Source organism: Corynebacterium phocae (genome assembly GCF_008693075.1).
Lineage (GTDB): Bacteria > Actinomycetota > Actinomycetes > Mycobacteriales > Mycobacteriaceae > Corynebacterium > Corynebacterium phocae.
Map to the genome: position 1 here is coordinate 307,900 of NZ_VXKJ01000043.1, position 24,524 is coordinate 332,423.

Below are 24,524 nucleotides of genomic sequence, written 5' to 3' on the forward strand. Positions count from 1 at the left end.
AATAAAGCTCTGCGGGAAATTGGTATATGTTTGTGACTTTCCGGCTAGGCGTATGACAAAGACCTCCTAACTTTCCAGCCTTTCCCCAAGTTCCATCCACTCCATCTCTAGCCCCTCGCGCTCTTCCGCAACCGTTCGCAGCCGTTTATCCAACCGGGTAAGCTCCTCCGTGTCCATTTTCTCCGCAGCGGTGGCCATCTTTTTATTAAGGTCTTCCACCGTGGCATCTAGTTTGGACATCTTCCTTTCCACCGCGTTCATCTTCTTAGTCAAATCGCGGGTTTCCTGCGAGGACAGTGTGCGGCCACCAGCCGCAGAGACTGTGGGGTCCGCGACATCCACAGCTGAAGCTTTCTTCACGCCAAGGTCGATTGGCCCGCTGGCTGCTGGCTCGCGCCGGCGGAGGTATTCCTCAATCCCGCCCGGGAGGTGGGTGAGCTTCCCATCGCCAAATAGCGCATAGGTGTTATCGGTGACCCGCTCGATTAAATAGCGGTCGTGGGAGATGACCACCAAGGTTCCCGGCCAGCCGTCCAGCAGGGACTCGAGTTCTTGCAGCGTGTCAATGTCAAGGTCATTGGTGGGCTCGTCAAGCAGCAACACGTTTGGCTCGGCCATCAGCACGCAGGTCAGTTGCAGGCGTCGGCGCTCACCACCGGAGAGGTCGCCTACGGGGGTGCGCTGACGCTTAGGGCTAAATCCCAGACGCTCCGCTAGCTGGGAGGCGGACATCTCCTTTTTCCCCAAACGCATGTACGTGGCCACATTTTCCACCGCTTCTAGCAGCGTTTGTTCAGGGTCAAGGTCGTCGAGTTCCTGGCGCAGCCACCCTAAACGGACAGTGCTGCCCTCAATACGCTTGCCGGATTGGAGCTCGCGGCTGCCCGCCAGAGCGTGCAGTAATGTGGTTTTTCCCGAGCCGTTGACCCCTACCAAGCCTATTCTTTCCCCCGGAGCCAGCCGCCAGGTGAAGTCGTCGAGCAGGACGCGTCCGTCTGGGGTGGTAATTGTCGCGTCCTCGAGCTCAATGACCACCCGCCCCTGGCGCTGCTTGGAAAAGGCCATGAGCTCAACCTTGTTGCGGGGAGGCGGCACGTCCGAGATGAGGGCTTCTGCGACCTCTATGCGGTAGCGGGGCTTAGACGTTCTAGCCGGCGCGCCGCGGCGCAGCCACGCCAACTCCTTGCGTGCGAGGTTTTGCCGGCGCTGCTCCATAGCTTCCGCCTGACGGGCGCGCTCCGTGCGGGCAAAGATCCAGTCATTGTAGCCGCCTTCATAGGCGTCCACGTTTCCGTCGTGAACCTCCCACGTCACCGTGGCAACGGAGTCGAGGAACCAGCGGTCGTGGGTTACCACTACCAATGCCAGCTTTCGGCTCAGCAGGTGTTCGGCCAGCCATTGCACGCCTTCTACGTCTAGGTGGTTGGTGGGCTCGTCGAGCACCACCAGGTCTAGATCCTGCACCAAAGCCGTGGCCAGGTTAACGCGGCGGCGTTCACCGCCTGAGAGTTGGCCGACCGAAGTCTCAAGGCCCAGGTCTACTATCCCTAGACCGCTCAACACGTCGCGGACTTTTGCGTTGGACGCCCATTCGAACAGTTCCAGCCCAAGGGGCTCTACAACTGCCTGCCCAATAGTGAGGCTCTCATCTAGTTCAAAGCGCTGGGTAACAACTGCCATCCGCAAATCCGAGGTGTGGGAAACCCGCCCGGAGTCTGGCGGTTCACTGCCGGCCAAGACTTCCAGCAAGGTAGTCTTGCCCCCACCGTTGACCCCAACTATCCCAATACGGTCGTCTGATTGCACGCCCAAGGAAACCTCATCAAGGAGGGTTTTCAGTCCGAAGGACTTGGAGACGTTTTCAAGGTTTATTAGGTTTGCCATAACCTCTAACACTCTAGTGCGTTGCGCCCGCAGGTGGGCTATTGCCAAGGAAAAGTATTTCCCATACGCTTGTTCTTTATGAAAACCTCTTTCATCATAGGGCTAGCTGCCACCACGCTTCTGCTGGGCGGTTGCACCACAGCCACGGAGCCGCAGACGCAGCCAGACCCCACCGACACGGACCACGCTAGGCCGGCGGCGGCAGATGGCTTCACCGGTGAAGCCGGTCACGAGGAAGTCCAGGCACTGCCTAACCGCGTGGCCATCACCGCCCGCGGTGTGGTAATTACCCTCAACCCGTTCACCGGGGAGGAATTAGGCAAGGCAGAAGTCCCGGGCAACCTGCAGCTTAGCCCCGCCGGTGATGGCCGCCACGTGCTTATCACCTCCGGAGAGCAAGTATCCGTCTTAGATGTGGGACTAGTGGCCAAGCCACATGGGCAGCATTTCCATTACTACGTGGCACCCCCGGAGCTGTTGGATACAACTCTCAAAGCCCCGCACGCCGGGGCCATTAACAGCAATGAAGGCCACACCGCAGTCTTTTCTGACAGTACCGGGATAGTAAAAGTCTTTGAGTCCGCACACCTGGGAAACAAAGACTTAACCGAAGCCGCTTTTGACACCGGAGCGGCCCACGCGGGCGTGGCGCTGCCGTTTGCTGACGGCACTGTTGTCACCAGCCGAGGCACCGATAGCCAACCCGCCGAGCTGGTTCACATGGACCGCGCAGGCAGCGTCATAGGTTCCGGGCATCCTTGCCCAGAGGCATCCGGCGTGGCCACTGTCGCGCCCGGTGTTGCCGCATTCGGTTGCGCGAAGGGCGTTGCGTTGTTTGCAGGGGGTAAATTTAGCACCGTGCCCCTGGAACCCGGAGCGAGCGATTTAGCCGGTTCGGCCGAATCTTCCGTGGTACTTGCCGGAAACCCCGGGGCCCGCAGTTTCACACTGCTAGATACTAAAGAGCACAACGCTCGAACGGTCGAGCTGGATTCTGCTATCGGTCCCCATTCGCTGGCCAGGGGCCCGTTGGGTGAGGCCCTGGTGCTTGCTTCTAACGGCACTCTCACTGTCTATGACGCGGACACAGGGCAGTATAAAGATTCTCTGCAGGCAACTGCCGCGTGGGATGACTCCGCCGCAGCAGCGCAGCTGATTTCGGCTGACGGTTACGCTTTCATCATCGATCCTGCTCAGCAAGAGCTAGTGGTGGTGGATCTGCTTTCCTGGGATGAGCTCTACCGCCATCATCTAGACTTCGTTCCCGAAGATCTGGTGGTCCTCTAAACCAGCCACATCTCATCACGCGGGGCTTAGCCCATCAGCGTAGCGCCCGGGGCGGGTCCGCTGGTGACCAGCCCGCGCGTACCACGATTGTCTGCGGTCACCTGCGCTACCACCTCGAAGGCGTCATCAGCGTCCGCGCACAAAAATGCGCAGGTAGGTCCGGACCCGGAAACTATTCCGGCCAGCGCGCCTGCGGATTTGCCTGTTTCTAGCACCTTGCGCAAATCCGGGCGCAGTGACAGCGCAGCTGGTTGCAAGTCATTGGCCAAGGCCCCCGCCAGCACGTGAGGATCGCCAGAGACCAGGGCCTGCGCCACGGTGCTGGTGTCCATGCGCGCGGGGATGTCCCGGCCCGCAGCGCGAAGTTGGTCGAGCTTGCGGAAGACCTCCGGGGTGGACAAACCCCGGTCATTGGTGATGATTGCCCAGGTATAACGCCCCCGCGCCAGCATGGGGGTGAGGTTTTCGCCACGCCCAGTCCCCAGCGCGGTGCCTCCCATCAGCGTGAAGGGGACATCAGAGCCCAAGTGCGCCGCTAGCTCAAACAAGCTCTTCCGCGGGCACGCGGGCCGCCCGGTGGCGGTAGCAAAAGCAGTATTAGCCAGAACCAGCGTGGCGGCGGCGTCAGCGGATCCGCCGGCCATACCGCCGGCAGCGGGAATATTTTTCTCCAAGTGCAACGCGAACTCGGGTGCGCCCGGAAACTTCTCCGCGACCAGCAAAGCTGCCTTCCACGCCAGATTGCTGAAATCCGTGGGAACCCCGCCGGCGTGCGGCCCGGAGACGCTGATTCCAGAGGACCCCAGCTGCAGGGTGACCACATCGAAGATATCCAGAGATTGAAACACCGTGGCTAGCTCGTGGAAACCGTCGGGGCGGGCATCACCTACCCCAAGGTGCAGGTTTACCTTGGCATAGGCCCTAGCAGTAAACGTGGTCATTGCACACCAGCCAGCCGGACAAAGTCCTCTACCGCAATTTTTTCACCACGCTGCTTAGGGTCAATGTTGGCCGCCAAGAGAGCCTCCTCTGCGGCGGGCGCGGAGCCATAAAACCCAGCTAAGGCCGCGCGCAGGGTCTTGCGGCGCTGCGCAAAGGCGGCGTCAATGAGCGGGAATACTTCCTCCTTGGTCACGGGCCAGGGGTTAGCTTCAAAGCAATCTATGCGCACTAGCCCGGAGTCGATGTTGGGCGCCGGCCAGAATACGTTCTTGCCAATATTTCCGGCCTTGTACACGTTGCCGTAGTAGCTGGCCTTGACGCTGGGCACTCCGTAGACCTTGGACCCAGGTGAGGCGGCCAGCCGGTCAGCAACCTCCAATTGCACCATGACTAGCACCCGCTTGATGGACGGAAACGTAGCTAGGAAGTGCAGAAGCACCGGTACGGAGACGTTATAGGGCAGGTTTGCCACCAAGGCCGTGGGAGCCTCTACATCTGCAGCGGTGGTTTTGAGGGCGTCTTTTTCAATGATCCTCATATTGCCTGCAACGCCGGGAGCCCGTTGCGTAACGGTCTGGGGCAAGCGCTGCGCCAAGCGGGGATCTATCTCCACGACGGTTAGGTCAGAGACAACTTCGAGCAACCCCAGGGTCAGCGACCCCAGGCCGGGACCAACCTCAACTACTTTGTCATCTGCTGAAAGCTCCGCAGCCGCCACGATCCGGCGGATGGTGTTTGGGTCGTGCAGGAAGTTTTGCCCCAGTTTCTTGGTAGGGGTCACATCCAGCTCGGACGCCAACGCGCGTATTTCTACAGGGCCCAACAAAGCCGCTACTGGTTCACTCATGGCTACCAGCGTAGTAGACGGCTAGCGGATTCCCAGCTTTGCGGTACACGCGGGCCACGCGCCCCAACCTTGGGCGGCCTGGACGCGCTCTGCCACAGCAATCTGCTGTTCGCGGGTGGCCAGGTATGCCTGCGGTGCGTATTCCCCACCGCCAAATCCCAGCCAGGTGGAAGGCGTAAACTGCAGTCCGCCGGAAAACCCATTGCCGGTATTGATTGACCAGTTGCCGGTGGCCTCACACATAGCCAGGGCGTCCCAAACGGAGCCGGCGGGGACCGCTGGCGCAGCCGGTTTTGTCCCGCGCGCGATGGTGGCCGGCTGGGCAGGGCTGGTTTCTACCGAACGCACAACCTCATCAGATTCCTTGGCACCGTTGGCCATAACCAAACGCTTGCTTACAACCCGCTTGCCGGGCGCGCCGGGATCAAGGACTTTCTCCGTTCCTTGCTCTAGCTCAGGGGCCTCAACGTAGATGGGCTCGGCGTGAAACTCCTCTTCTACCTCATAGTCTGTGGTGGAGACCTGATCTATCTTGATGGTCATGCCCTCTGTCACGGGCGTGTCCATGGATGGGTAAATCCGGTCATCCCAGTCCACGTCAATACCCCGGGCCTCCACAACGTCACGCACGGTGGTGGCGGCAATCTTGGTGAAGGTAACAAACCCGCCGTCGTTTACTTCCACAATCTTCGGCGTTATTACCTCCAGCTCCATGCCTTTAGTCAGTTTTTGGGAGGAGCCCTGTGCAGCGGAAGGGGCGGTGGACAGTTTCTCTACAGCGGAGGCGGTGCGAACGGCAGAACCAGGCGCTACTCCGTCCAGGGTCTTAACCAAATCTTGAACGGTCAGTTCTGTGGAGGTGAGCTGCTTTTTCACGCCGTCCACGGTCACGGCCACGGGCTTGGCGGTGCGCACGGTGATTTTCTCCCCGTCGCGCAGTGCCTCCCCAGGTGCGGGATAGACAAGGTCCTGGGTGCCGGCGCTCACCCCGGCCGCCTCCAGCGCACCTTCAACATCGGGAGAAAAAGTAGCCAGCTGCACGGTGTCACCATTGACATCAATGACAACGTCTTTTTGCGCCCCCACGGCTACTACTCCCCCTACCGCCAGGGTGGTCAGGATTCCACCGGTGGCAACGGTCAGTGGCAGGGAGCGGGTGCTGTTGATCCGCTTGATTTGGCGTGGGGTAGGCAAGCTCTTTAGTCCTTCGATTCTTCGAAACATTTTCACGGGGTGGGCAGCAGGTGCCCACACATTCCAAGTAACAATACGGTAACAACCCATGAGGAGGAACGCACTCAATGACACTTAGAGAACCCTGAAAACATTTGCCACACCCACCACTTGAAACAAACCCCACCAGGGCTTTCCTCAGTGTGATTTTGAGCACACCCCAACCCCGCGAGGCATGCCGGCTCCACGAACTTCCCTGCGGTATACCGGCACAGCCAGTAAGTCCTACCGGGAGCCCCGGCGGCATGGCCCAGCTGGGACTCGAGCAATTGCCCTCGGGCTGGCCCGGCTCGGGTTGGCCCGGATCGGCTTGGCTCGGCTCGGCTTGACTCGACTCGGCTCGGCTTGACTCGGCTCGGCTTGGCTTGGCTCGGCTTGGCTCGGGTTGGTCGCGGCTAAACCCCGAACACGTCTGTGAAGGTAGGAGCCAAATCCTCAGCTAACTGCTGGACGCTGACACCGCGCACGTCCGCCACGCACTGCCAGGTGTGCCCGATAAGTGCGGGCTCGTTGCGCTGGCCACGGAAAGGCTCCGGGGTCATATAGGGGGCATCGGTCTCAATCAGCAGTTGGGAAGCCGGTGCCAGTCGCGCGGCCTCGCGTAGTTGCTCATTGCGCTTGAAAGTCACGTTGCCCGCAAAAGAAAGCACGTAACCGCGGTCCAACGCCTGCTTGGCCACCTCCAAGGGGGAGGAAAAACAATGCAACATGACCTTCTTTTGTTCCGGGACGGTAGCTAGCACGCGAAGCAAGTCCGCGTCCGCCTCCCGGTTGTGAATCATCAGCGTCTTGCCCACCCGGGCGGCCAGCCCCGCGTGCCACCGCAACGCCTCTTCCTGCACCTCCAGCGGCGCGGTATCCTCCGGAGAGTGCTTAATCCAGTAGGTATCTAGCCCCGTCTCCCCCACTGCCACGCAGTCCGGATCCTGGGCCAGCTGCTCTAATTCCGCACGGGCGGCGTCATCAAGCTGCCCGGCGCGCGTGGGGTGAATGGCCACCGCCGCAAAAACGTCCGGAAATTGCCGCGCGGTCTCTACCACCGCGCGGGATTCCTCCATATCGTCACCAACAGTGACCATACGGGTCACGCCGGCAGCGCGGGCGCGCTCCACCAGAGCGGCGTCGCTGTCTTTGTGGGAGTAGAGGTGAGTGTGGGCGTCAAAGATATTGTGCAATCCATCGACAGGCACGGGCTGGGGGCGGCGCTTCTTTTTAGACATGTGGACTAGTCTAAGACCATGCAAATCAGAAAGGCCACTTTGGCGGATGTGCCCGCCATGACAGAGATTTTTAATTGGGCAATTAGGGAAACCACCTTCGTCTTCCGCAAGGTTGAGGCCACCGTGGCTGAGCGCGAGGAACACTTCCGCTCAGTAGAGGGATACCCATACTTGGTGGTGGAAACCGACCGCGTGATGGGCTTTGCCCTGCTCCAGCCCCACAACGACCCCCGGCGGTGGGATGGGTGCTTTGAAGACAGTATCTACATTGACCCCGCTGGCCACGGCCAAGGACTGGGCAAGCACTTGCTCAGCGCCCTCGTGGAGGAAGCGCGCCAGGATGAGCGCATTCACACCGTGCTAGCGCTCATTTGCGGCAATAACCCAGCCTCCGTGGCGCTGCACGAAAAGCTGGGTTTTAAAAAGAGCGGCTACCTCCGCGAGCTATCTTTCAAGCACGGCCAGTGGCTAGATCTCAACTACCTGCAGCTGATGGTCTAGCTTACCGGCGCCCACTCCGGCCCGGTCTCCCCCAACTCCGGGTCCAACTTGGCTACTAGCGGCTTGGGCTTGGACAGCGGGGTACCGGGCTCCACGTCCACGCGGGACCAGGTGGCCTGCTGCGCGGTGTAGTCCCCGGTGATAATTGGGTAGGAATGGCCCTCCGGCGGGAGGTTTACGCCCACTAGTTCAACCGGGATGTTGTCTGTGACTTCCCTAATTTCCGGCTGCGCGGCCCACACCCCGGTGCGACCCAGGGTCTCATGCACTTTCTGCGCAGTAAAGGGAAGGAACGGGGTGAGCATAACGTTGCAGTCGGAGACCACCTGCAGCGCGGTCCACAGTACGGTGGCAAGGCGCTCGCGTTGGGAGTCATCCTTGGCCAGTTTCCACGGCTCCATGGCCGCGATGTAGGCGTTGGCCTCCCCCACCACGTGCATGGCTGCGCCGATAGCCTGCTTGAAGCGGGAATGCTCCAGGTGTTGGCCGGCCTCTTCGAAGGCCTTGTGAGCCAGATCCAAGATGGCTTTGTCTTCTTCGGTGAGTGCCGCCGGGGCGGGCACCTCACCAAAGTTCTTGTGCGCCATAGACACCGTCCGGTTGACCAGGTTGCCCCAGCCATTGGCCAGCTCATTGTTGATACGGCGTACAAACTCATCCCAGGTGAAGTCCGTGTCATTATTTTCTGGGCCGGCCACCGCAATGAAATAGCGCAGGGCGTCCGGGCCAAATTCCTTGAGGAAGTCCTTGACGTAGATAACTACGCCCTTGGAGGAGGAGAACTTGGAACCGGACATGGTCAGGTATTCCGAGGACACAATTTCGGTAGGCAGGTTCAGCTCCCCGTAAGCGTGGGTAGTCCCGCCCTTGGCTCCCTTGCCCGCGTAGCCCAGAAGCTCCGCCGGCCAGATCTGGGAGTGGAAGGTGATGTTGTCTTTGCCTTGGAAGTAATAGTGCTTGGCTTCCGGGTTCTGCCAGAAATCCTTCCACGCCTCCGGGTTACCGGTGCGGTGGGCCCACTCGATGGATGAGGACAGGTAGCCGATGACGGCGTCAAACCACACGTAGAGCTTCTTGGCGTTGTTGTCCTGCCAGCCTTCCACCGGGATGGGGATTCCCCAGTCAATATCGCGCGTCATGGTGCGCGGGCGCATGTCCTCTAACAGGTTGAGGGAGAACTTCAATACGTTGGGCCGCCAATCCTCACGGGTGCGCAGCCAGGACTCCAACGCTTTCTTTACTGCCGGGAGATCTAGCAAGAAGTGCTCAGTTTCGATGAACTCTGGGGTCTCACCGTTAATCTTGGACACCGGGTTGATAAGGTCCACCGGGTCTAGCTGGTTACCGCAGTTATCGCATTGGTCCCCCCGGGCGCCATCGGCACCGCACAGCGGGCAGGTTCCCTCAATGTAGCGGTCCGGCAGCGTGCGGCCGGTAGAAGGAGAGATTGCCCCCTGGGTGGTTTCTTTAATCATGTAGCCGTTGGCGTAAAGGCCCTTGAACAGCTCCTGTACCACGGCGTAGTGGTTGCGGGTGGTGGTGCGGGTGAACATGTCATAGGTAAGGCCCAGACCGGCCAGGTCCCCCACAATCTGGCGGTTGTAGCGGTCAGCGAGCTCGCGGACTGTCACGCCCTCCTTGTCAGCCTGTACCAACAGTGGCGTTCCGTGCTCATCGGTGCCGGAGACCATGAGCACCTTGTCACCGCGCATTCGTTTAAAGCGCGCAAAGACATCGGAGGGAACGCCAAAACCAGCCACGTGTCCAATATGGCGGGGGCCGTTCGCGTACGGCCAGGCAACGTTTACTACTACATGATCGGAAGTCATGGCCTCTACTCTATCGAAGGTGGCCAAAAACGCAGAACAGCACCCGCCGGTTGGGGCGGGTGCTACTTAAGCGTGCGAAGATTCAGCGCGGCTAAGGGCGGCTTGCCGGGAGCTATTTCTCCGCGCGGCGTGGCCGCTTCAACAGCTCAGCGCGGCGGCGCTTAACTTCTTTTTCGCGTTGGTGCTCACGGTGCAGGCGGCGTTCGCGGGCCAGCTTGCGGGTATAGGCCTGGGCCTCCCGGTGTTCAATGTAAATGACGTCGCTGCGCAGGTCTTTGACAATGGAAAACATCAGCAAGACGAGGATGAGCAAGAATGGCGATGCCACCACAATGGTCACCGTCTGCAGGTTGCCCAGCACGTCCTCACCGGAAAGCAGGAGGGTTAGGCCCACTGCGGCCGTGAGGCAGCCCCAGATGGCGGACAGCCAAGGCTTGGCGTTGACCGCGCCGTTCTGGGACATCGAACCCATCACGGTCGAAGCTGAGTCAGCGGAAGTAATAAAGAAGGTGGACAGCAAGATAACGGCTATGATTCCGGCAACGAACCCGCCAGGGAAACTCTGCAGGAGGTTAAACAGCTCTTCCTGGGTAGTCTCACCCGTGATGGATTGTCCCAACTGCTCCAAGTGGATAGCGGTGCCACCGAAGATGGCAAACCATACCGTGGATACGGCGGTGGGGATAAACATCACGCACAGGCAGAACTCCCGGACGGAGCGGCCACGGGAGATACGCGCCAGGAACATGCCCACGAATGGGGACCAGGAAATCCACCACGCCCAGTAGAAGATGGTCCAACCGGACAGCCACTCAGCGGCCTCTCCGTTATTGGACTCAGCGGTGCGGCCAACCATCTCCGCGAACTGGTCCATGTAGTTACCTACGGAACCAGGGATGAGGTTCAAGATGGTGATGGTGGGGCCAAAGACAAAAACGAAGATGGCTAGCAGCGCGGCCAGCACCATGTTGGCGTTGGACACGTATTGGATACCCTTGCCCACACCAGACATAGCGGAGACCAGGAACGCCAGGGTAAGGACCAGGACGATCCCCACGACTATGGAGTCGGATGGGTTGTCGATAATCCCAGAGGCCGCCAGGCCGGCACGGATCTGGGTGGAGCCCAAGCCCAGCGAGGCCGCGGTGCCAAACACGGTAGAAATAATGGCCATGATGTCAATCAGGCTTCCCAAAGGGCCGTTGGCGCGGCGCTCACCAAGCAGCGGGATGAATGCCTGGCTGATGAGCTGCTTACGGCCGAGGCGGAAAGTGGAGTAGGCCAGCGCCAGACCCACGATGGCGTAAATACCCCAACCGTGGAGCGTCCAGTGGAACATGGTGGTGGCAAGCGAGGTGCCCACTTCCCCCGGCTGGTGGCCAGGAACGCCGTTGCGGTAGTAATTCAGGGGCTCAGAGGCACCGTAGAACATCAGGCCAATGCCCATGCCGGCGGCAAACATCATAGCCACCCACGAAGGAGTGGAAAATTCTGGGTCCTCATCCACGTTGCCTAACCGGATGGAGCCAAACTTGGAAAAAGCGATGGCGATGACAAAACCCACGAATACGGTGCCAAAGAACAGGTATGCCCACCCGAAGGTATCTATAACATACTCCAGGCCCATACCGGCGTACTGGGCAAAATTATCCGAGGCTAGCAGCCCCCAGGCCACCACGGCGAGGATGGCAGAGGCGGCAATGATGGTGATAGGCCAGTTGACAGGCTGATCATCCTCGCGTGAGGTATCCCGCTTAGCCTCTTCCTCCAGCTTCTCATAGTCCAGATCCTCAGCCTCAAGGATGTCTTGCAGCTCAGTGTGCGCGCTGCGTGAATCTAGCTCCTCATCCACCAAGGCATAGGATTCATCATGGTCTTCCACTAGCCGCGAGTGGGGCGCTTTCACCGACTTTGCGTCTGTTTCCAGCGGAAATGTTCCGTTATCTTCCGATTTTGTCATACTTAATAGAATGAGGGCAAAAGTGTTTTACTCCAAATTGATGTGACTTATTGCACACCATTGGCGTGCGCTGCATTTTCTTGGACGTAGGACAGCTTTTCTTAAATAAAAACGACAAAAGCACCTGCCCTTTTAGGGCAAGTGCTCAGGTCAGGATACTTAAATTCAAATTAAACTAAAAGTTTAATCCTTCTGATGGTGCCCCAACTTCAAACGCTCCGCGCGACGGCGCTTGAGCGCTTCCGCCCGCTGCTGTTCGCGGTGCAGGCGGCGTTCACGAGCCAGCTTGCGCTGGAACGCCTGCGACTCACGGTACTCAAGGTAGATGATGTCACTTCTTAGATCCTTGAAGATTGAGAACATCAAACCGATGATGATGAGAAGGAATGGAGATGCCACCACGATGGTCACGGTCTGCAAGTTCGAAAGTGCAGCCTCACCGGAAAGCAGCAGGGTTAGGCCTACCGCAGCGGTGAGCACGCCCCACATGGCCGATAGCCATGCCTTCGCGGTAACCGCGCCGTTCTGGGACATGGATCCCATCACGGTGGAAGCGGAGTCCGCAGAGGTGATGAAGAACGTGGAGAGCAAGACCAAAGCTACTAGTCCGGCGATAAATCCGCCCGGGTAGTTCTGCAACAGGTTAAACAGCTCTTCCTGGGTGGTCTCACCGGAGATGGAATTATTTGCCTGCTCCAGGTGAATAGCCGTACCGCCGAAGATAGCAAACCAGATGGTGGAAACACCGGCGGGAACCAGCATCACGGACAGGCAGAATTCCCGGACGGAGCGGCCGCGGGAGATACGCGCCAGGAACATGCCCACGAATGGGGACCAGGAAATCCACCACGCCCAGTAGAAGATGGTCCAACCGGACAGCCACTCAGCGGCCTCACCGTTATTGGACTCAGCCGTGCGGCCAATCATCTCAGTAAAGGAATTCAAGTAGTTACCAATGGTGCCCGGGATCAGGTTAAGGATGGACACGGTAGGGCCAACAATAAACACGAAGATTGCTAGCAGTACAGCCAACACCATGTTGGCGTTGGAGATGTACTGGATGCCCTTGCCCACACCGGACATAGCGGAAATTAGGAAGCCCAGGGTCAAGACCAGGACAATTCCAATGACTACATTGTCAGTAGGGTTTTCCACCACGCCGGAGGCCTCCAGGCCCGCGCGGATCTGGGTAGCACCGATTCCTAGGGAAGCGGCGGTACCGAACACGGTGGCAATAATGGACAGCACGTCAATGAGGGTGCCCACTGGGCCGTTGGCACCGCGCTCGCCCAGGAGGGGAACGAAGGCCTGGCTGAGCAGCTGCTTGCGGCCCATACGGAAGGTCGAGTACGCGATGGCCAGACCCACAATGGCGTAGACCGCCCAGGGGTGCAAAGTCCAGTGGAACATGGCGGTGGCCATGGAGGTTCCCACCTCACTCGGGCCGTGGCCCGGCACGCCATTCTTGTAGTAGTTCAGGGGCTCGGAGGCACCGTAGAACATCAGGCCAATGCCCATGCCGGCAGCGAACATCATGGCAATCCACGATGTCGTGGAAAATTCCGGCTGCTCATCGATCTCACCCAAGCGGATGGCGCCGAACTTAGAGAAAGCAATGCCAATGACAAAGACAACGAAGACGGTGCCAAACAGCACAAAGGCCCAGCCAAAGGTGTCCATCACAAAGCCCAGACTTTGGCCGGCAAAATCAGCGAAGTGATCCGGGGCCAGCAGGCCCCAGGCCACAACCGCCACCACAACGGCGGCAGCGATGGCGGTAATCCCCCAGTTGACTGGGGTGTCTTCGTCTTTATCCAGCTCATCGGCAGCAGAGCTGTCAATTTGGCTGTAGTGAATGTCTTTAGCGGCGAGCAGATCTTGGAGTTCGCTGTGCGCGCTCCGGGAATCCAACGCCTCGTCCACGGTGTCGTACGCGGTTGCGTGACCGTCAGCCAAGTCAGCCTCGGGAGCCCGCACCGCGGTACCGTCCGCGATTTCAGATCTATCCGATCTTGATAAGTTGTTTTCTGGATTAGTCATGCGTAACAGGGTGGTGTGCCAACGCGATTAGTTCAAGTTGGAAGCCAGATAAAACGCGAAACTCCGCGAACTAAAAGGCGAAATTCCGCGATAATAGGCCACCCTGGCAAAACTTTGCTTCACTGGACAAGCCGGGCTACGTGGATCTATAGGCAAACACTAAATCCCAGCCATAACAATCTGGTAACGAACGGCACTTTTCTAAGGTCTTCCCCAGCAAAATCCCACCGTACGGCCATCGCGCTCCCAGGATCCCCACCTATTCAACCGAGTTCGCGGCAGCCAGGTACGCGTTATAAAGCTCCCGGTTAGACACTGAAGTCCCCTCCGCCACCTTCTTGCACGCGTCCTTAGCGCGAACCCCGGCCGCTACCAACTCACGTACCCGGTCCACCAAGTCTTCCTCGCGGGATTCAGCCTGGCTGGCACCGGCAATGACCACCGTAATCTCCCCGCGCACGCCTTCTTGCGCCCACTGCGCCAGCTCCCCCAGCCCGCCCCGCTTTACTTCCTCGAACCTCTTAGTTAGCTCGCGGCACACCGCAGCCTGGCGCTGCTCTCCCAGTACCCTTGCCGCCAGGGACAGGGTGCTGGCAATCCGGTGTGGGGACTCAAAAAACGCCACCGCCCGTTTTTCACTCATCAGGGACTCCAGCCACTTGGTCCGTGCCCCGCTCTTACGCGGTGCGAAACCGTCAAAGATGAACTGCCCCACGCCCATCCCGGACAGAGCCAGTGCGGTGGGGACCGCTGAGGGACCGGGAAAGCAGGTCACGGGAACGCCCGACTCCGCCGCCGCCGCAACAATCGAATGGCCCGGATCAGAGACCAAGGGCATCCCGGCGTCGGAGATGACCAGAACTGTTCCGGTCCGGGCTGACTCGATAAGACCGGCCGCCCTTTCAGATTCATTGTGGTCGAAATTGGACACGACCTTCCCAGTAATCTCCACCCCCAACGCCTGCGCCAGGCTCCGGGCCCTCCGGGTGTCTTCCGCCGCTACGACATCTGCGTGAGCCAAAGCCTGGATAAGCCGCGCGGAGGCGTCCCCGACGTTCCCCAACGGAGTGGCCGCCAGGATGATCCCCCGGGGCAACGGCTCCAGGCGCAGCTCTAATCCCGGCGCGTTGCCCGAATAGTTGCCGCCACCGGCACCGTGCCTGTCACTGCTATCAGCACTGTGCTTGCCACTACCCGCGGCACCGTGCTTATCACTGCTACCGCCGCTTTGACTTAGTTCGTTTCCGCTCATGCCATAACAGCCTATAGCCCGCAAAAGGGATAGTGTGCTTTAGACTAGGTACTTGTGACTGTTCAAACTGCCTCCCCCGCATCAAAGACGCGTGGCACCCGCCGCACACCGCGCCGCGCTCAGCGCCTGCACGGCCGCCACGCCGTGTCCGCCATCCCGGCACCGCGGTATTACCCATGGACCCGCAAAGACACCATCTCTACGCTGGTCATAGCAACGCTGGCGTTTATCACGCGGTTTGCGGGCCTTAGTTTTGCCACCTCCGACGGCACTCCGGTCTTCGATGAGAAACACTACGTGCCGCAGGCTTTTGACATGGTCCGCAGCTGGGACAACCTGCTGATTGGTGGCATTGAATTCAACCCCGGCTTTGGGCTAGTGGTTCACCCGCCGCTGGGCAAACAAATCATCGCACTGTCGGAAATGGTCTTCGGATATACACCGCTGGGCTGGCGCGTTGCCGGTGCGCTCCTGGGCGTAGGCGTGGTACTGCTGACCATGCAGCTAGCCCGCACTATCTCCGCCTCCTGGCAGGTCGCGGCCATGGCCGGCTTCATAGCCGTATTCGACGGGGTACTGCTGGTTACCTCCCGTTTTGGAATGCTGGATATCTTCCAGACCTTCTTCATAGTGGCTGCGGCCTATGCCCTAGCGCGGGACCACGAACAGGTCCGCGCCCGGCTGCACGCGGCATGGGAGAACCGCCAGCTGGGACGCAGTCCCTTTGGCCCCCGTTTTGGGTTTAGGTGGTGGCGCTTTACCGCCGGAGTCATGCTGGGCATGTCTTTAGGCGTGAAATGGTCGGGGCTGTATTTCATTATGTTCTTCGGCCTGATGAGCGTCTTTTCAGATCTAGCGCTACGGCGCCGCTACGGGGTGCGCCGGCATATTACCGGTGCCCTCATAAGGGACACGCCCGCCGCGCTAGCCTCCCTGGTCGCACTCCCCGTAGCTATCTACGTCTGGACCTGGCGCGCCTGGTTCGCCTCCGACACCGCGGTCTACCGCCACGCTAAGGTGGACGGCACCATTGAGAGCGGGTCCGCTTTGAAACTACTCCCCGAAGCGGTGTCGGGTTGGTTTTACTATCACAAATCCGTCCTTGACTTCCACGCTTCCCTCACGTCTTCCTCCGGCCACAGTCACCCCTGGGACTCCAAGCCGTGGGCGTGGCTAGTTGGCGCCCGCCCGGTGCTGTACTACTCCAACACTGACCTCGACTGCCTGCTTGGCTCCAGCTGCCGGCAGATGATCTACCTCTTTGGTACCCCCATCATTTGGTGGCTCATCGTCCCGGCCGTGTTGTGGGGATTGTGGTCGCTTGTCATCGGGCGCGATAGGCGCTTCTTGGTCCCGCTTGTGGGCTTTGCTGCGGCGTTTGTGCCCTGGCTGGCTTCCTTCGACCGGCAAATGTACTTCTTCTACGCGGTGCCTTTTATCCCGTTTGTCATAGTGCTTATTGCCCTGGCGTTGGGACAGCTCAGCGGCACTGGTAAGCAGATAAGCCCCGCCGGCTTAGGAAACGTCATCCGCGGCCTAGCGGGCGGCCCGGTTTCGCGGGGGACAGTGCTGGTGACCGTCTACCTCGCAGCGGTACTCGCTTTCTTCCTGGTCTTTTCTTCCAACCTCTACGGCTACACCGTCCCTGACTGGTGGTACGAGTCCCTGATGTGGATGCCAAGCTGGCGGTAGCGGTGGCCGTCTCCCCAACCGGCCTTAGCGGCCGTTGCTAGACGGGATCGGCTGCCAGCTGACGCCACAGGGCGCGCAACACATAGCCCTTGTCCACCGCCCAGGTCCAAGCGAGTAGCGCGACGGCACCGCCCAGGCCCAGTAGCGTGTAGATCTGTGGCAAGCTGACGGTACCCAACGCGATATCGCGCATGGTGGCACCGGCTAGAAACATCAGCATGGTGGTGACCACCGGCAACATTCCCGGCGCGAAGGACGGGCGCCAGGCGGCAAAGAACAAACCGAAAGCCACGCCAAAGCGCAGCGCAGCGCCCTCCAGGGTAAAAGCCGCTAGCTCCGGCTGGGCTTCCGGGCTCAAGGTTCGCCCATCCGCAGACCACATCAGCAACTGCGAGGACGCGTTTACTTGCGTAACCGCCCACGCCACGAAGCACAGCCCGACTACGGCCAGGCCCACCCGGGCAATAGCCAAGTGGCCTCGGCGCGCGCCAGCTGTGGCACGCCATTGCGGCTCCACCCCCGCCAGGATGGACTCGGAGAGATCCCGGGGCGGGGCCATCCCGTCGTGACGGGATTCGCTCAGCAGTGTTCGGCTTAGCTTGGCGGCACGGTCTTGGAAAGCCGCACACTCGGGGCAGTTAACCACGTGCGTATCAATGACGTCATCGGCTATCTCGTAGCTTTCACCGTCAAGACGCGCTGATATCGCGGCCTGGACTAGGTCATGACTCAACACGGCTTAACACCTCATCTAAACTTGCCCGGCCGGCGCCAAAAACCACGATCATCAGCAGGGACACCGTCAGCACCAATGGGTATTCAAAGCCGCCGTGCCCGTAGAAAATCCCGTTATCAAAATGCACAAAGTAACCGGCTGCGGCGGCCAGCAGGGCCAGGACGCCGGCCACCGCGGTGGTCAATAGGCCGATAACCAGGAGTGAGCCGCCCACCATTTCCAGCACGGCTGCCAACCAGGCTGATATCCCCGGTTGGGGGATGGACCACTGCGCAAATTGGGCAGCGGTAGCAGAAATACCGGTGAAAAAGATGCGGTCTACTCCGTGCGCTACGAAAACTAATCCAAGCACTGCGCGGAAAATAAGCAGCGCTGCGTCACGAACGGCGGGTCTATCCATGACGTTTAGACTACCGTTAAAGCCACGTTGGGCCACATTCTGAGACAGGAGTTTCTTTCCTCGTGACATCTTTGTTCTTTGAGACCTTCGATTCCCCCGTTGGCACTTTGACCGTCGAAGCAAGTGAGACGGCAGTCTGGCGCCTGCTTTTTGCGCAAGACTCCCCCGCCCCGGGCGCGACATCCAAGCCTAATTCCCTGACCAGGCTAGCCACCCAGCAGCTGGAGGAATACTTCGCGGGCAAGCGGCGTAACTTCGCGCTCCCCCTGGCCGAACCCTTTGCTCAAGGCTCGCTGTCCCACCACGTCCTCGTAGCCCTAACCCATATCCCCTATGGCGCTACTGCAAGTTACGCCGAACTTGCGCGCACTGTAGGCAATCCGCGTGCCGCCCGGGCGGTAGGCAGTGCCTGCGCACGCAACCCCGTTCCTATCCTTCGCCCCTGCCACCGGGTCATACGCGCCGATGGCAGTGGCGGTGCTTACCGCGGCGGCTCCGCCACCAAACGCTGGTTATTGGATTTTGAAAAGGCAACCCTCTAACAATCCCCAGACCCGCCCCCACGCCGGGCCCGGGAACCTTCGAGCAAAAACAAAGTCTAAAAGAGTATGACTACATTAAATTCTCACAACACGAACTCACCAACCGCCCCCCAAGGAAAACCGCAGGGCGCAGCCGCTCCCGGCAGTGTTAGTAACCCTCCTGATACTGCTAGTGGCGGTGACGGTAGCGGTGACGGGACCGGGGACGGAACTACCTGCGGTTGCGCGGGCGCTGCGCCATCCGTGGACGTCACCGAGGGCAGTACCCAGCCGGACGCCATTTCCCCGGATCTAATAGAGTGCGCGGACGGGTTGGCCCGCCCGCCCTGGGCGGCCGCCAACCGGATGCTGCAAGAGTATTACGACACTGAGTGGGGCATGCCCATCCGCGATGAACAGGGCGTCTACGAGCGCCTGTGTCTAGAGGCCTTTCAGTCCGGACTCTCCTGGGCGTTAGTGCTCAGCAAGCGCGACGCCTTCCGCCACGCCTTTGCGCGCTTCGATCCTGAAAAGGTTGCGAACTTCTGTGACCAAGACATAGAGCGGTTGTTAGAAAACCCCAAAATCATCCGCAACCGGGCCAAGATTGAAGCCGCCATTGCTAACGCCAAGGCCACGCTAAGCATGCGGGAGGAAGGCGGCTTGGCCGCACTGGTGTGGTCCTTCCAACCCGATAGCACGCCACGGCCATTCACTTTAGAGGACATACCCAAACAGACCGCGGAATCCGTAGCGCTTTCCAAGGCGTTGAAAAAGCGGGGCTGCAAGTTTGTGGGGCCGGTGACGGCCTTTGCCCTCATGGAAGCCATTGGCATGGTGGACACCCACTTGGTGGGCTCGCACCGCCGCGGTAGTTCGGGGGTATGGGCGTAGAAAAAGGGGGGAGGCTAAGCCGCACAAAAGGGCCAGCAAGAACCATAATACGGTTCTGCTGGCCACATACTTCTAATAGCTAGTCAGCTAGCCTTGGGCGGGGTTAACCCACCCGGCGTGCCGATAAGTCATCGCGGAAGTCCCTGCGGTTGACTACCTTCACGTCAGCTTCTCCCGGGTCGTAGGAGTCCTCACTGTAGGTGGGTAGGAACTCAAAGTCCGGGCTTTCGTCATCCGATTCTAAGACGATGGCCCCGGGGCGGCGGAGCTTACGCGGGATAGCCAGTTCTTCGTCTGCGGCGTTGCGCACACCCAGCCGGGCGCGGCGCAGCTGTGCCACCCGGCGGCGGTGCAGGGCTTGTTCGGCTAGCGTCAAGTTACGCAGCGCTATCAAGTACCACCCCAATACCAAACCGGAGACTACAGCCGCGGCCCAGGCCCAGCCGCCAACTACTATGCCTAATCCAACGCAGAGCACCAGTACCGCAACCAACGCCAGGAGGGCGCGCTGGCGGCGCTGGAAACGGGTAGCGCGGGCGGCGTTATCGGCTACCGGATCCCAGCCGCCACGCCCCTTACGACGCTGAGCAAAGGCCACCTCTTCGGGAGAGAGTTCTGCGAAATCTTCGCCTGGCTGGCTTGCGCCGGATTGTGCATCATCTTCCAGCTGTTGGCTGGCGGGGACTGCGGTGCCGGAAAGGGAACCGGAATCTTGCTCTGTGGCGTCCTGGGGCTCCACGTGGTCCACCGCGCCGGGGTAGAGCAGGTCTACTGGGGAGGTGAAAGTTTCATCAAACGCGTAAGCGTCAGCGCTGGTGGCGGTAGCTACGACTGGGGCGGCAAAAATTTCCGCGTCAGTTTCCTTCTCCGAAGCGGCAGGTTTGGTGCGCGCAGGCTCCTCGATCAACAGGTCATCAGCCTCGTTGGAGGTGCGGGCCTTTTCCTCTTGCTCGGCCTGGTTCTCTAAACCGTGGCTTGCCGGGATAGCTGTGCCGGATTCAGCTTTGAGCGTATCCCCCGCGTCAGCGCCGTCAGAAAAGTCGGTGAGGTCGGTGACATCAACTAGCTCACCGTCTACCGTCTCGGTGGTCTTGCTGCTTTCAGCAGCTGCTGCACGGTTGCGCTCAGTGGGGTCCACCACTTCACCAATAACCACCGAACGCGCGCGGCTCATGGCGGTGCGGAAAGAGCTACCGCGGGAAGGTTGCTCCTGCTCTTCTGCACCTTCGCTGTCCTCGGCTACGTACTGTTTACGCACGTCCTCCGGGCGCAGGCGGGGGCGAGGCTTAGCCTGGACTTTGCCCGAGCCGCCGGAAAACAGCACGCGGGTATCTTCAAAACCTTCACCCGTGTGGCTCACTGGCTTTTGAAAGCGCAGCAACCAGGGGGCAAGGACAAAGAGCCAAACCACGATGATCAAGATGATGATGGCACTAGTAGGCATAGGCGGTATCTTCCTCCAACAACGGGCCGCCGTAATGAGGCGACTAAGATTTCCCTTGGAGTTTATCTATCCCCGTTTTCCCGTGGCGGCTGCCACGCCGCAGCAACCGTTAAAAGGCATACCTTTCTGGCCTTCCCCGCTTTCCCTGCAAGCCCCGCTTTCCCTGCAAGCCCCCGCTTTCCCGGCTGGGCGGCCATTGCTGTTTACTACTGCAGGCGCCCCACGGCGCGCAACCGCTGCACCGCAGTGTTGGCAAAGTCATCGCGGTTAATGGCCATGAAGACATGATCTTCCCATGCACCGTTGATGTGGAGGTTGCCGCGCAAGAACCCTTCTTGGCGGAAACCGCAGTGTTCTAACACCGCTCCGGAGGCAGGGTTGGCAGGCAGGTAGGTGGCGGTCACACGGTGTAGCCCCACCCGGGCAAAGGCGTGGTCCACGCCCAAGGCGCAGGCGGCCGTGGCAATTCCCTGGCCGTGCAACTGGGAATAGACCCAGTACCCAATCCAGCATTCGCTAATGGCCCCGTGCTGGATATTGCCCAAGGTCAGTTGCCCGCAGAAGTCCCCGTCCACTTCAATGGCCAGCGGGACTACTGTGCCCTCCCGCGCACTGGTGCGGAGGAAGTGAAAGTGTCTAGCCCAAGCGCCCTTATCGTGGGCTTGCTCCCAACTGACTGGGACAGTTGGCTCCACGGGTTTCAAATGCGGCTCATCCAGCAGGCGCATCTGCTGCCAGGGTTCCGCGTCTTTGCGCACCATGGGCCGAAGGCGCACCCGGTAGCCACCAGCTGTCATGGTGGCGGGAGTGGACTCCGGCCACCCGGGGTGCAGCTCATCACGCGGTGCGCCGGGTGGTGGCGGGTTCGGGTAGTACCTGCCAGCGCGCCCAAAGAGGTTCAGCATTTATCGGTAGTATCCCTAGGTGCTTTGGGTAATAAACAACACGTCAACGATATCTCCCGGGCGCACGTAATCTACATCCTCCGGAACGCGGATAAAGGCGTTGGCCTCCGATAGTCCCGCTAACAGGTGGGCCGGCGCACCACCGGCACCGCCCAGGCCTTCCACCAGGTAATCTGCGGTCTGGGCGTCGCGCATAAGCCGGGCGCGGATGTAGCCGCGACGGCCCGGCCGGGACTCGATGTGGTTGAGAGCCCTGGCGCGCACGACCCGGCGCGCCCCGGTGCGCTTTCCTAGCGCCGTGCGGATAAGGGGGCGTATGAATACCTCAAAGATGACTAACGCGGAAACCGGGTTTGACGGGACTAGGAACGTTGGCACACGGTTTTCGCCCAGTACCCCGAAGCCCTGCACGGATCCGGGGTGCATGGCCACACGTCGGGTATCAAGCTCCCCCAGCCGGCCAAGGACCTCACGGATTTCCCGGGCCCCTTCACCGCCTACCGCGCCGGAGACCACCAGAATTTCCGAACGGGTGAGGTGTGCCTCCAGGATTTCGCGTAGCCGCCTGGGTTCTCCTTCTGCTATTCCTACGCGGTGGACATCCGCCCCCGCTTCCCTAGCGGCAGCCGCTAGGGCGTAGGAGTTTACGTCGTATACCTGCCCTAATCCGGGCTCACGGCCCACATCTATGAGTTCTTTGCCAAAGGCCACCACGGTGACGCGGGGCTTGGGGTTAACCAAGACCTTCGACCTACCCACCGCAGCTAGGAGGCCAATGTGCGCCGGGGTGAGCGTAGTGCCGGTAGACACCGCCACGTCCCCCGGCTGGATGTCATCACCTACGCCCCGGACGAAATCTCCGGAGCGCACCGGCCGGTGGGCAGTCATGCGTTTGGTTCCACGATCTGTCCATTCCAGGGGCACCACTGCGTCGGCCAGCATGGGCAGGGGCGCACCTGTATAGACGCGTACAGCCTGTTTGGGCTGCAGCCGCAAAGGCTTATGAGACCCAGCGGGGACTTCTCCAACAACGGGGAGGGAGCGCTCCACTTCCGCTTCCATTGGCTGCGGAGGGGCATCTGCTTCAGCACCCGCGTCCTGGCCCTCAGTGCGGGCTGGGTTGGTCCGTGCGGACAATGCCCGTGCGCCGCCGATATCCACCGCGCGTACCGCGTAGCCATCAATGGCGGCCTGCGGAAAACCGGGTAGCGGCTGGTGCGCCTGGACTTCCTCAGCACTCATTAGCCCCAGTGCGTTGGCAATAGCTATCCGCACCGGTTCCGGAGTGGTGGCAGAAGCCATGATTAGATCTAGTTGTTCCTCAACTGAGCGCATGACAATGCCCCTTTTTTAAAGTTCCGCCTCGTAGCGCGCGATGATGTCTTTCAAGTCCTTGTACAGCGCCGGGCCGTACTGCTCATTGCGAAGTCCAAAATCCACGCAGGCCGGGATGTACCCGCCCGGGTTACCTAGGTCGTGGCGGGTTCCCCGGTGCACCACCACGTGGACGGGCTCGCCTTCCCTGATGAGCAGTTCAATGGCGTCGGTGAGTTGGATTTCCCCACCTTTGCCTGGCTTGATCCGCCGCAGCGCGGAAAAAACCTTGCGGTCCAAGATGTAGCGGCCGGTGGCAACCAAGTTTGAAGGCGCGTCTGCGGGATCTGGCTTTTCCACCATGCCTTTTACCTTCTTCACGCCTGGGGCGTTGGTGTCTTCCACGTCAAAGACTCCGTAGTCAGCGGTCTGCTCCCTAGACACTTCAAAAGCGCACAACACTGAGCCGCCTACCGCGCGGCGCACGCGTTCCATCTCCCCCATCACGGTGGCTGGCATGACAATGTCATCGGGCAACATGACGGCAAAGAACTGCTCATCATCGTCCAGGGTGTCCTCCGCCAACCCAATGGCGTGGCCCAACCCCAGCGGTTCTTCCTGTGGAACGGAAACTGGCTTTATCAACTTGCCGGCTCTTTCCACCTTGACGGCTTGCTCTTCCTTTCCACGCGCGCGCAGGGTGCGTACTAGCTCGGGGAATTCATCAAAATGACGCATAACTTCTTGCTTTTTTGGTGCCGTGATAATGGCTAGGCGCGTGGCTCCTAGCGTGGCCGCTTCTTCCGCAATAAGTTCTATACCCGGGGTATCAACCACGGGGAGCAACTCTTTAGGCACCGTCTTGGTGGCCGGAAGAAAGCGGGTCCCCATCCCCGCAGCGGGGACAACCACAGTTTTCACGCCGTGATAGCCATTGTCTTGTGCGTCATTGGATTTGATAGGCATGTTTCCAGCCTACCGTGTGAAGCGTGAGTGTTTGGTAACTATTAGTGTGGTTCGTGTGAGTTACCAAAAGTCCCAACTTCGCGCCCAGCTGCTGGCCGGCCGGAAAAACCTCACGCCCCAGGCGCGCGCGGAGGCCAACGCCGCGCTGGTGGCGCAGGTCTGCGCCCTGGCCCGGGACAAGAAGGTGGCAGCCTACTCCCCGTTGGCCACAGAGCCGGGCGGGCCTAGCTTTGCCGATACCCTCTATCAGGTCACCCGCCAGCTCTGGCTGCCCGTCTCTGGTGCGCACGGGCAGCTTTCCTGGGCAACCTACCAGGGCGAGGGCTCCTTGCGCCCCGGTGCCTTGGGCATCTTAGAACCCACCGGCCCACGGCGCGACAACGCGGTTTTGAATGAACTTGACCTCATTTTCACCCCCGCCTTGGGCGTAACTCCGGAAGGTTACCGGCTGGGCAAGGGCGGTGGCTACTATGACCGGGCGCTGGCAACAACCGCTACTTGCACCGCCGTGCTGCTCTTTGACTCGGAGATAAACGCGGATATACCGGTAGAGCCCCACGACCGGCCGGTGGACATTGTCATCACCCCGAGCGCGGTCCACTACCTCCGGCAATAACGGGCGGGGAACCTTCCGCGCCCAAGGTGGGTCTAATATGT

General features: G+C 60.3%; 21 protein-coding genes. 6 read left to right on the forward strand and 15 right to left on the reverse strand.

Annotation, left to right across the window (positions count from 1 at the left end; genetic code table 11):
* Positions 1-66: 66 nt before the first annotated feature.
* Positions 67-1,884 (reverse strand): ABC-F family ATP-binding cassette domain-containing protein, encoded by a 1,818-nt coding sequence (locus F4V58_RS08175; protein ID WP_075734986.1) that lies wholly within the window; start codon positions 1,882-1,884, stop codon positions 67-69.
* Positions 1,885-1,962: 78 nt separating this feature from the next.
* Between F4V58_RS08175 and F4V58_RS08180 the strand changes: the two genes are divergently transcribed.
* Positions 1,963-3,171 carry a hypothetical protein gene (locus tag F4V58_RS08180; protein ID WP_075734988.1) on the forward strand — a complete coding sequence of 403 codons (1,209 nt, stop codon included), beginning with the start codon at positions 1,963-1,965 and terminating at the stop codon, positions 3,169-3,171.
* Positions 3,172-3,197: 26 nt separating this feature from the next.
* On the opposite strand, the gene F4V58_RS08185 is transcribed toward F4V58_RS08180, so the two are convergent.
* The 4 genes from F4V58_RS08185 to F4V58_RS08200 all read right to left on the reverse strand — a co-directional run bounded on the left by F4V58_RS08185 (position 3,198) and on the right by F4V58_RS08200 (position 7,413).
* Positions 3,198-4,112 carry a 4-(cytidine 5'-diphospho)-2-C-methyl-D-erythritol kinase gene (locus tag F4V58_RS08185; RefSeq protein WP_075734990.1) on the reverse strand — a complete coding sequence of 305 codons (915 nt, stop codon included), beginning with the start codon at positions 4,110-4,112 and terminating at the stop codon, positions 3,198-3,200.
* Positions 4,109-4,960, reverse strand: coding sequence for a 16S rRNA (adenine(1518)-N(6)/adenine(1519)-N(6))-dimethyltransferase RsmA (gene rsmA, locus F4V58_RS08190; RefSeq protein ID WP_075734992.1), 852 nt, complete (start codon positions 4,958-4,960; stop codon positions 4,109-4,111). The genes F4V58_RS08185 and rsmA overlap by 4 nt, the downstream gene beginning before the upstream one ends.
* 21 nt (positions 4,961-4,981) lie before the next feature.
* Positions 4,982-6,154: a resuscitation-promoting factor gene (locus F4V58_RS08195; RefSeq protein ID WP_245802969.1), complete on the reverse strand. Its 1,173-nt coding sequence runs from the start codon at positions 6,152-6,154 to the stop codon at positions 4,982-4,984.
* A gap of 434 nt (positions 6,155-6,588) precedes the next feature.
* Positions 6,589-7,413: a TatD family hydrolase gene (locus tag F4V58_RS08200; RefSeq protein ID WP_075734996.1), complete on the reverse strand. Its 825-nt coding sequence runs from the start codon at positions 7,411-7,413 to the stop codon at positions 6,589-6,591.
* An 18-nt stretch (positions 7,414-7,431) separates the two neighbouring features.
* On the opposite strand from F4V58_RS08200, the gene F4V58_RS08205 reads away from it, so the two are divergent.
* A complete protein-coding gene (locus F4V58_RS08205; protein WP_075734998.1) occupies positions 7,432-7,914 on the forward strand; it encodes a GNAT family N-acetyltransferase in 483 nt (160 codons plus the stop codon).
* Here F4V58_RS08205 and metG read toward each other — a convergent pair.
* The 4 genes from metG to rsmI form a co-directional block, all read right to left on the reverse strand.
* Positions 7,911-9,743 carry a methionine--tRNA ligase gene (gene metG, locus F4V58_RS08210; RefSeq protein WP_075735000.1) on the reverse strand — a complete coding sequence of 611 codons (1,833 nt, stop codon included), beginning with the start codon at positions 9,741-9,743 and terminating at the stop codon, positions 7,911-7,913. The two genes, F4V58_RS08205 and metG, sit on opposite strands and share 4 nt — an antisense overlap.
* A 112-nt stretch (positions 9,744-9,855) precedes the next feature.
* Positions 9,856-11,703, reverse strand: coding sequence for a BCCT family transporter (locus F4V58_RS08215; protein ID WP_075735002.1), 1,848 nt, complete (start codon positions 11,701-11,703; stop codon positions 9,856-9,858).
* A 183-nt stretch (positions 11,704-11,886) separates the two neighbouring features.
* Complete coding sequence (locus F4V58_RS08220; RefSeq protein ID WP_075735004.1) at positions 11,887-13,743, reverse strand: BCCT family transporter; 1,857 nt, start codon at positions 13,741-13,743, stop codon at positions 11,887-11,889.
* A 259-nt stretch (positions 13,744-14,002) separates the two neighbouring features.
* Positions 14,003-14,995, reverse strand: coding sequence for a 16S rRNA (cytidine(1402)-2'-O)-methyltransferase (rsmI, locus tag F4V58_RS08225; protein WP_084559739.1), 993 nt, complete (start codon positions 14,993-14,995; stop codon positions 14,003-14,005).
* 54 nt (positions 14,996-15,049) lie between these two features.
* On the opposite strand from rsmI, the gene F4V58_RS08230 reads away from it, so the two are divergent.
* Complete coding sequence (locus F4V58_RS08230; protein WP_075735006.1) at positions 15,050-16,687, forward strand: dolichyl-phosphate-mannose--protein mannosyltransferase; 1,638 nt, start codon at positions 15,050-15,052, stop codon at positions 16,685-16,687.
* Positions 16,688-16,724: 37 nt separating this feature from the next.
* Here F4V58_RS08230 and F4V58_RS08235 read toward each other — a convergent pair whose 3' ends face one another.
* Entirely contained in the window at positions 16,725-17,423 is a 699-nt protein-coding gene (locus F4V58_RS08235) for a hypothetical protein (RefSeq protein WP_075735008.1), read from the reverse strand.
* Positions 17,410-17,823 (reverse strand): DoxX family protein, encoded by a 414-nt coding sequence (locus F4V58_RS08240; protein WP_075736631.1) that lies wholly within the window; start codon positions 17,821-17,823, stop codon positions 17,410-17,412. Before F4V58_RS08240 ends, F4V58_RS08235 begins: the two co-directional genes overlap by 14 nt.
* 62 nt (positions 17,824-17,885) lie before the next feature.
* On the opposite strand from F4V58_RS08240, the gene F4V58_RS08245 reads away from it, so the two are divergent.
* Positions 17,886-18,365, forward strand: coding sequence for a methylated-DNA--[protein]-cysteine S-methyltransferase (locus tag F4V58_RS08245; protein ID WP_075735010.1), 480 nt, complete (start codon positions 17,886-17,888; stop codon positions 18,363-18,365).
* Between the two features lie 279 nt (positions 18,366-18,644).
* Positions 18,645-19,238 carry a DNA-3-methyladenine glycosylase I gene (locus F4V58_RS08250; RefSeq protein ID WP_075736633.1) on the forward strand — a complete coding sequence of 198 codons (594 nt, stop codon included), beginning with the start codon at positions 18,645-18,647 and terminating at the stop codon, positions 19,236-19,238.
* Positions 19,239-19,341: 103 nt separating this feature from the next.
* On the opposite strand, the gene sepX is transcribed toward F4V58_RS08250, so the two are convergent.
* The 4 genes from sepX to F4V58_RS08270 form a co-directional block, all read right to left on the reverse strand.
* Entirely contained in the window at positions 19,342-20,682 is a 1,341-nt protein-coding gene (sepX, locus tag F4V58_RS08255; RefSeq protein WP_075735012.1) for a divisome protein SepX/GlpR, read from the reverse strand.
* 206 nt (positions 20,683-20,888) lie between these two features.
* Positions 20,889-21,587: a GNAT family N-acetyltransferase gene (locus tag F4V58_RS08260; RefSeq protein ID WP_075735014.1), complete on the reverse strand. Its 699-nt coding sequence runs from the start codon at positions 21,585-21,587 to the stop codon at positions 20,889-20,891.
* A 15-nt stretch (positions 21,588-21,602) separates the two neighbouring features.
* Entirely contained in the window at positions 21,603-22,922 is a 1,320-nt protein-coding gene (gene glp / locus F4V58_RS08265; protein WP_075735015.1) for a molybdotransferase-like divisome protein Glp, read from the reverse strand.
* Between the two features lie 15 nt (positions 22,923-22,937).
* The gene (locus tag F4V58_RS08270) at positions 22,938-23,867 is read right to left on the reverse strand and encodes a UTP--glucose-1-phosphate uridylyltransferase (protein ID WP_075735017.1); all 930 of its coding nucleotides are present in this window, start codon (positions 23,865-23,867) and stop codon (positions 22,938-22,940) included.
* Positions 23,868-23,922: 55 nt separating this feature from the next.
* Between F4V58_RS08270 and F4V58_RS08275 the strand changes: the two genes are divergently transcribed.
* Complete coding sequence (locus F4V58_RS08275; RefSeq protein ID WP_075736635.1) at positions 23,923-24,483, forward strand: 5-formyltetrahydrofolate cyclo-ligase; 561 nt, start codon at positions 23,923-23,925, stop codon at positions 24,481-24,483.
* Positions 24,484-24,524 lie beyond the last annotated feature (41 nt).

What these genes read in the sequence shown, in the direction of transcription:
- F4V58_RS08200 (WP_075734996.1), bottom strand. Translation starts at nt 7,413, where the DNA reads ATGTCTAAAAAGAAGCGCCGCCCCCAGCCCGTGCCTGTCGATGGATTG.
- F4V58_RS08215 (WP_075735002.1), bottom strand. Translation starts at nt 11,703, where the DNA reads ATGACAAAATCGGAAGATAACGGAACATTTCCGCTGGAAACAGACGCA.
- sepX (WP_075735012.1), bottom strand. Translation starts at nt 20,682, where the DNA reads ATGCCTACTAGTGCCATCATCATCTTGATCATCGTGGTTTGGCTCTTT.
- metG (WP_075735000.1), bottom strand. Translation starts at nt 9,743, where the DNA reads ATGACTTCCGATCATGTAGTAGTAAACGTTGCCTGGCCGTACGCGAAC.
- F4V58_RS08220 (WP_075735004.1), bottom strand. Translation starts at nt 13,743, where the DNA reads ATGACTAATCCAGAAAACAACTTATCAAGATCGGATAGATCTGAAATC.
- F4V58_RS08205 (WP_075734998.1), top strand. Translation starts at nt 7,432, where the DNA reads ATGCAAATCAGAAAGGCCACTTTGGCGGATGTGCCCGCCATGACAGAG.
- rsmA (WP_075734992.1), bottom strand. Translation starts at nt 4,960, where the DNA reads ATGAGTGAACCAGTAGCGGCTTTGTTGGGCCCTGTAGAAATACGCGCG.
- rsmI (WP_084559739.1), bottom strand. Translation starts at nt 14,995, where the DNA reads ATGAGCGGAAACGAACTAAGTCAAAGCGGCGGTAGCAGTGATAAGCAC.
- F4V58_RS08185 (WP_075734990.1), bottom strand. Translation starts at nt 4,112, where the DNA reads ATGACCACGTTTACTGCTAGGGCCTATGCCAAGGTAAACCTGCACCTT.
- F4V58_RS08240 (WP_075736631.1), bottom strand. Translation starts at nt 17,823, where the DNA reads ATGGATAGACCCGCCGTTCGTGACGCAGCGCTGCTTATTTTCCGCGCA.
- F4V58_RS08175 (WP_075734986.1), bottom strand. Translation starts at nt 1,884, where the DNA reads ATGGCAAACCTAATAAACCTTGAAAACGTCTCCAAGTCCTTCGGACTG.
- F4V58_RS08180 (WP_075734988.1), top strand. Translation starts at nt 1,963, where the DNA reads ATGAAAACCTCTTTCATCATAGGGCTAGCTGCCACCACGCTTCTGCTG.
- glp (WP_075735015.1), bottom strand. Translation starts at nt 22,922, where the DNA reads ATGCGCTCAGTTGAGGAACAACTAGATCTAATCATGGCTTCTGCCACC.
- F4V58_RS08260 (WP_075735014.1), bottom strand. Translation starts at nt 21,587, where the DNA reads ATGCTGAACCTCTTTGGGCGCGCTGGCAGGTACTACCCGAACCCGCCA.
- F4V58_RS08270 (WP_075735017.1), bottom strand. Translation starts at nt 23,867, where the DNA reads ATGCCTATCAAATCCAATGACGCACAAGACAATGGCTATCACGGCGTG.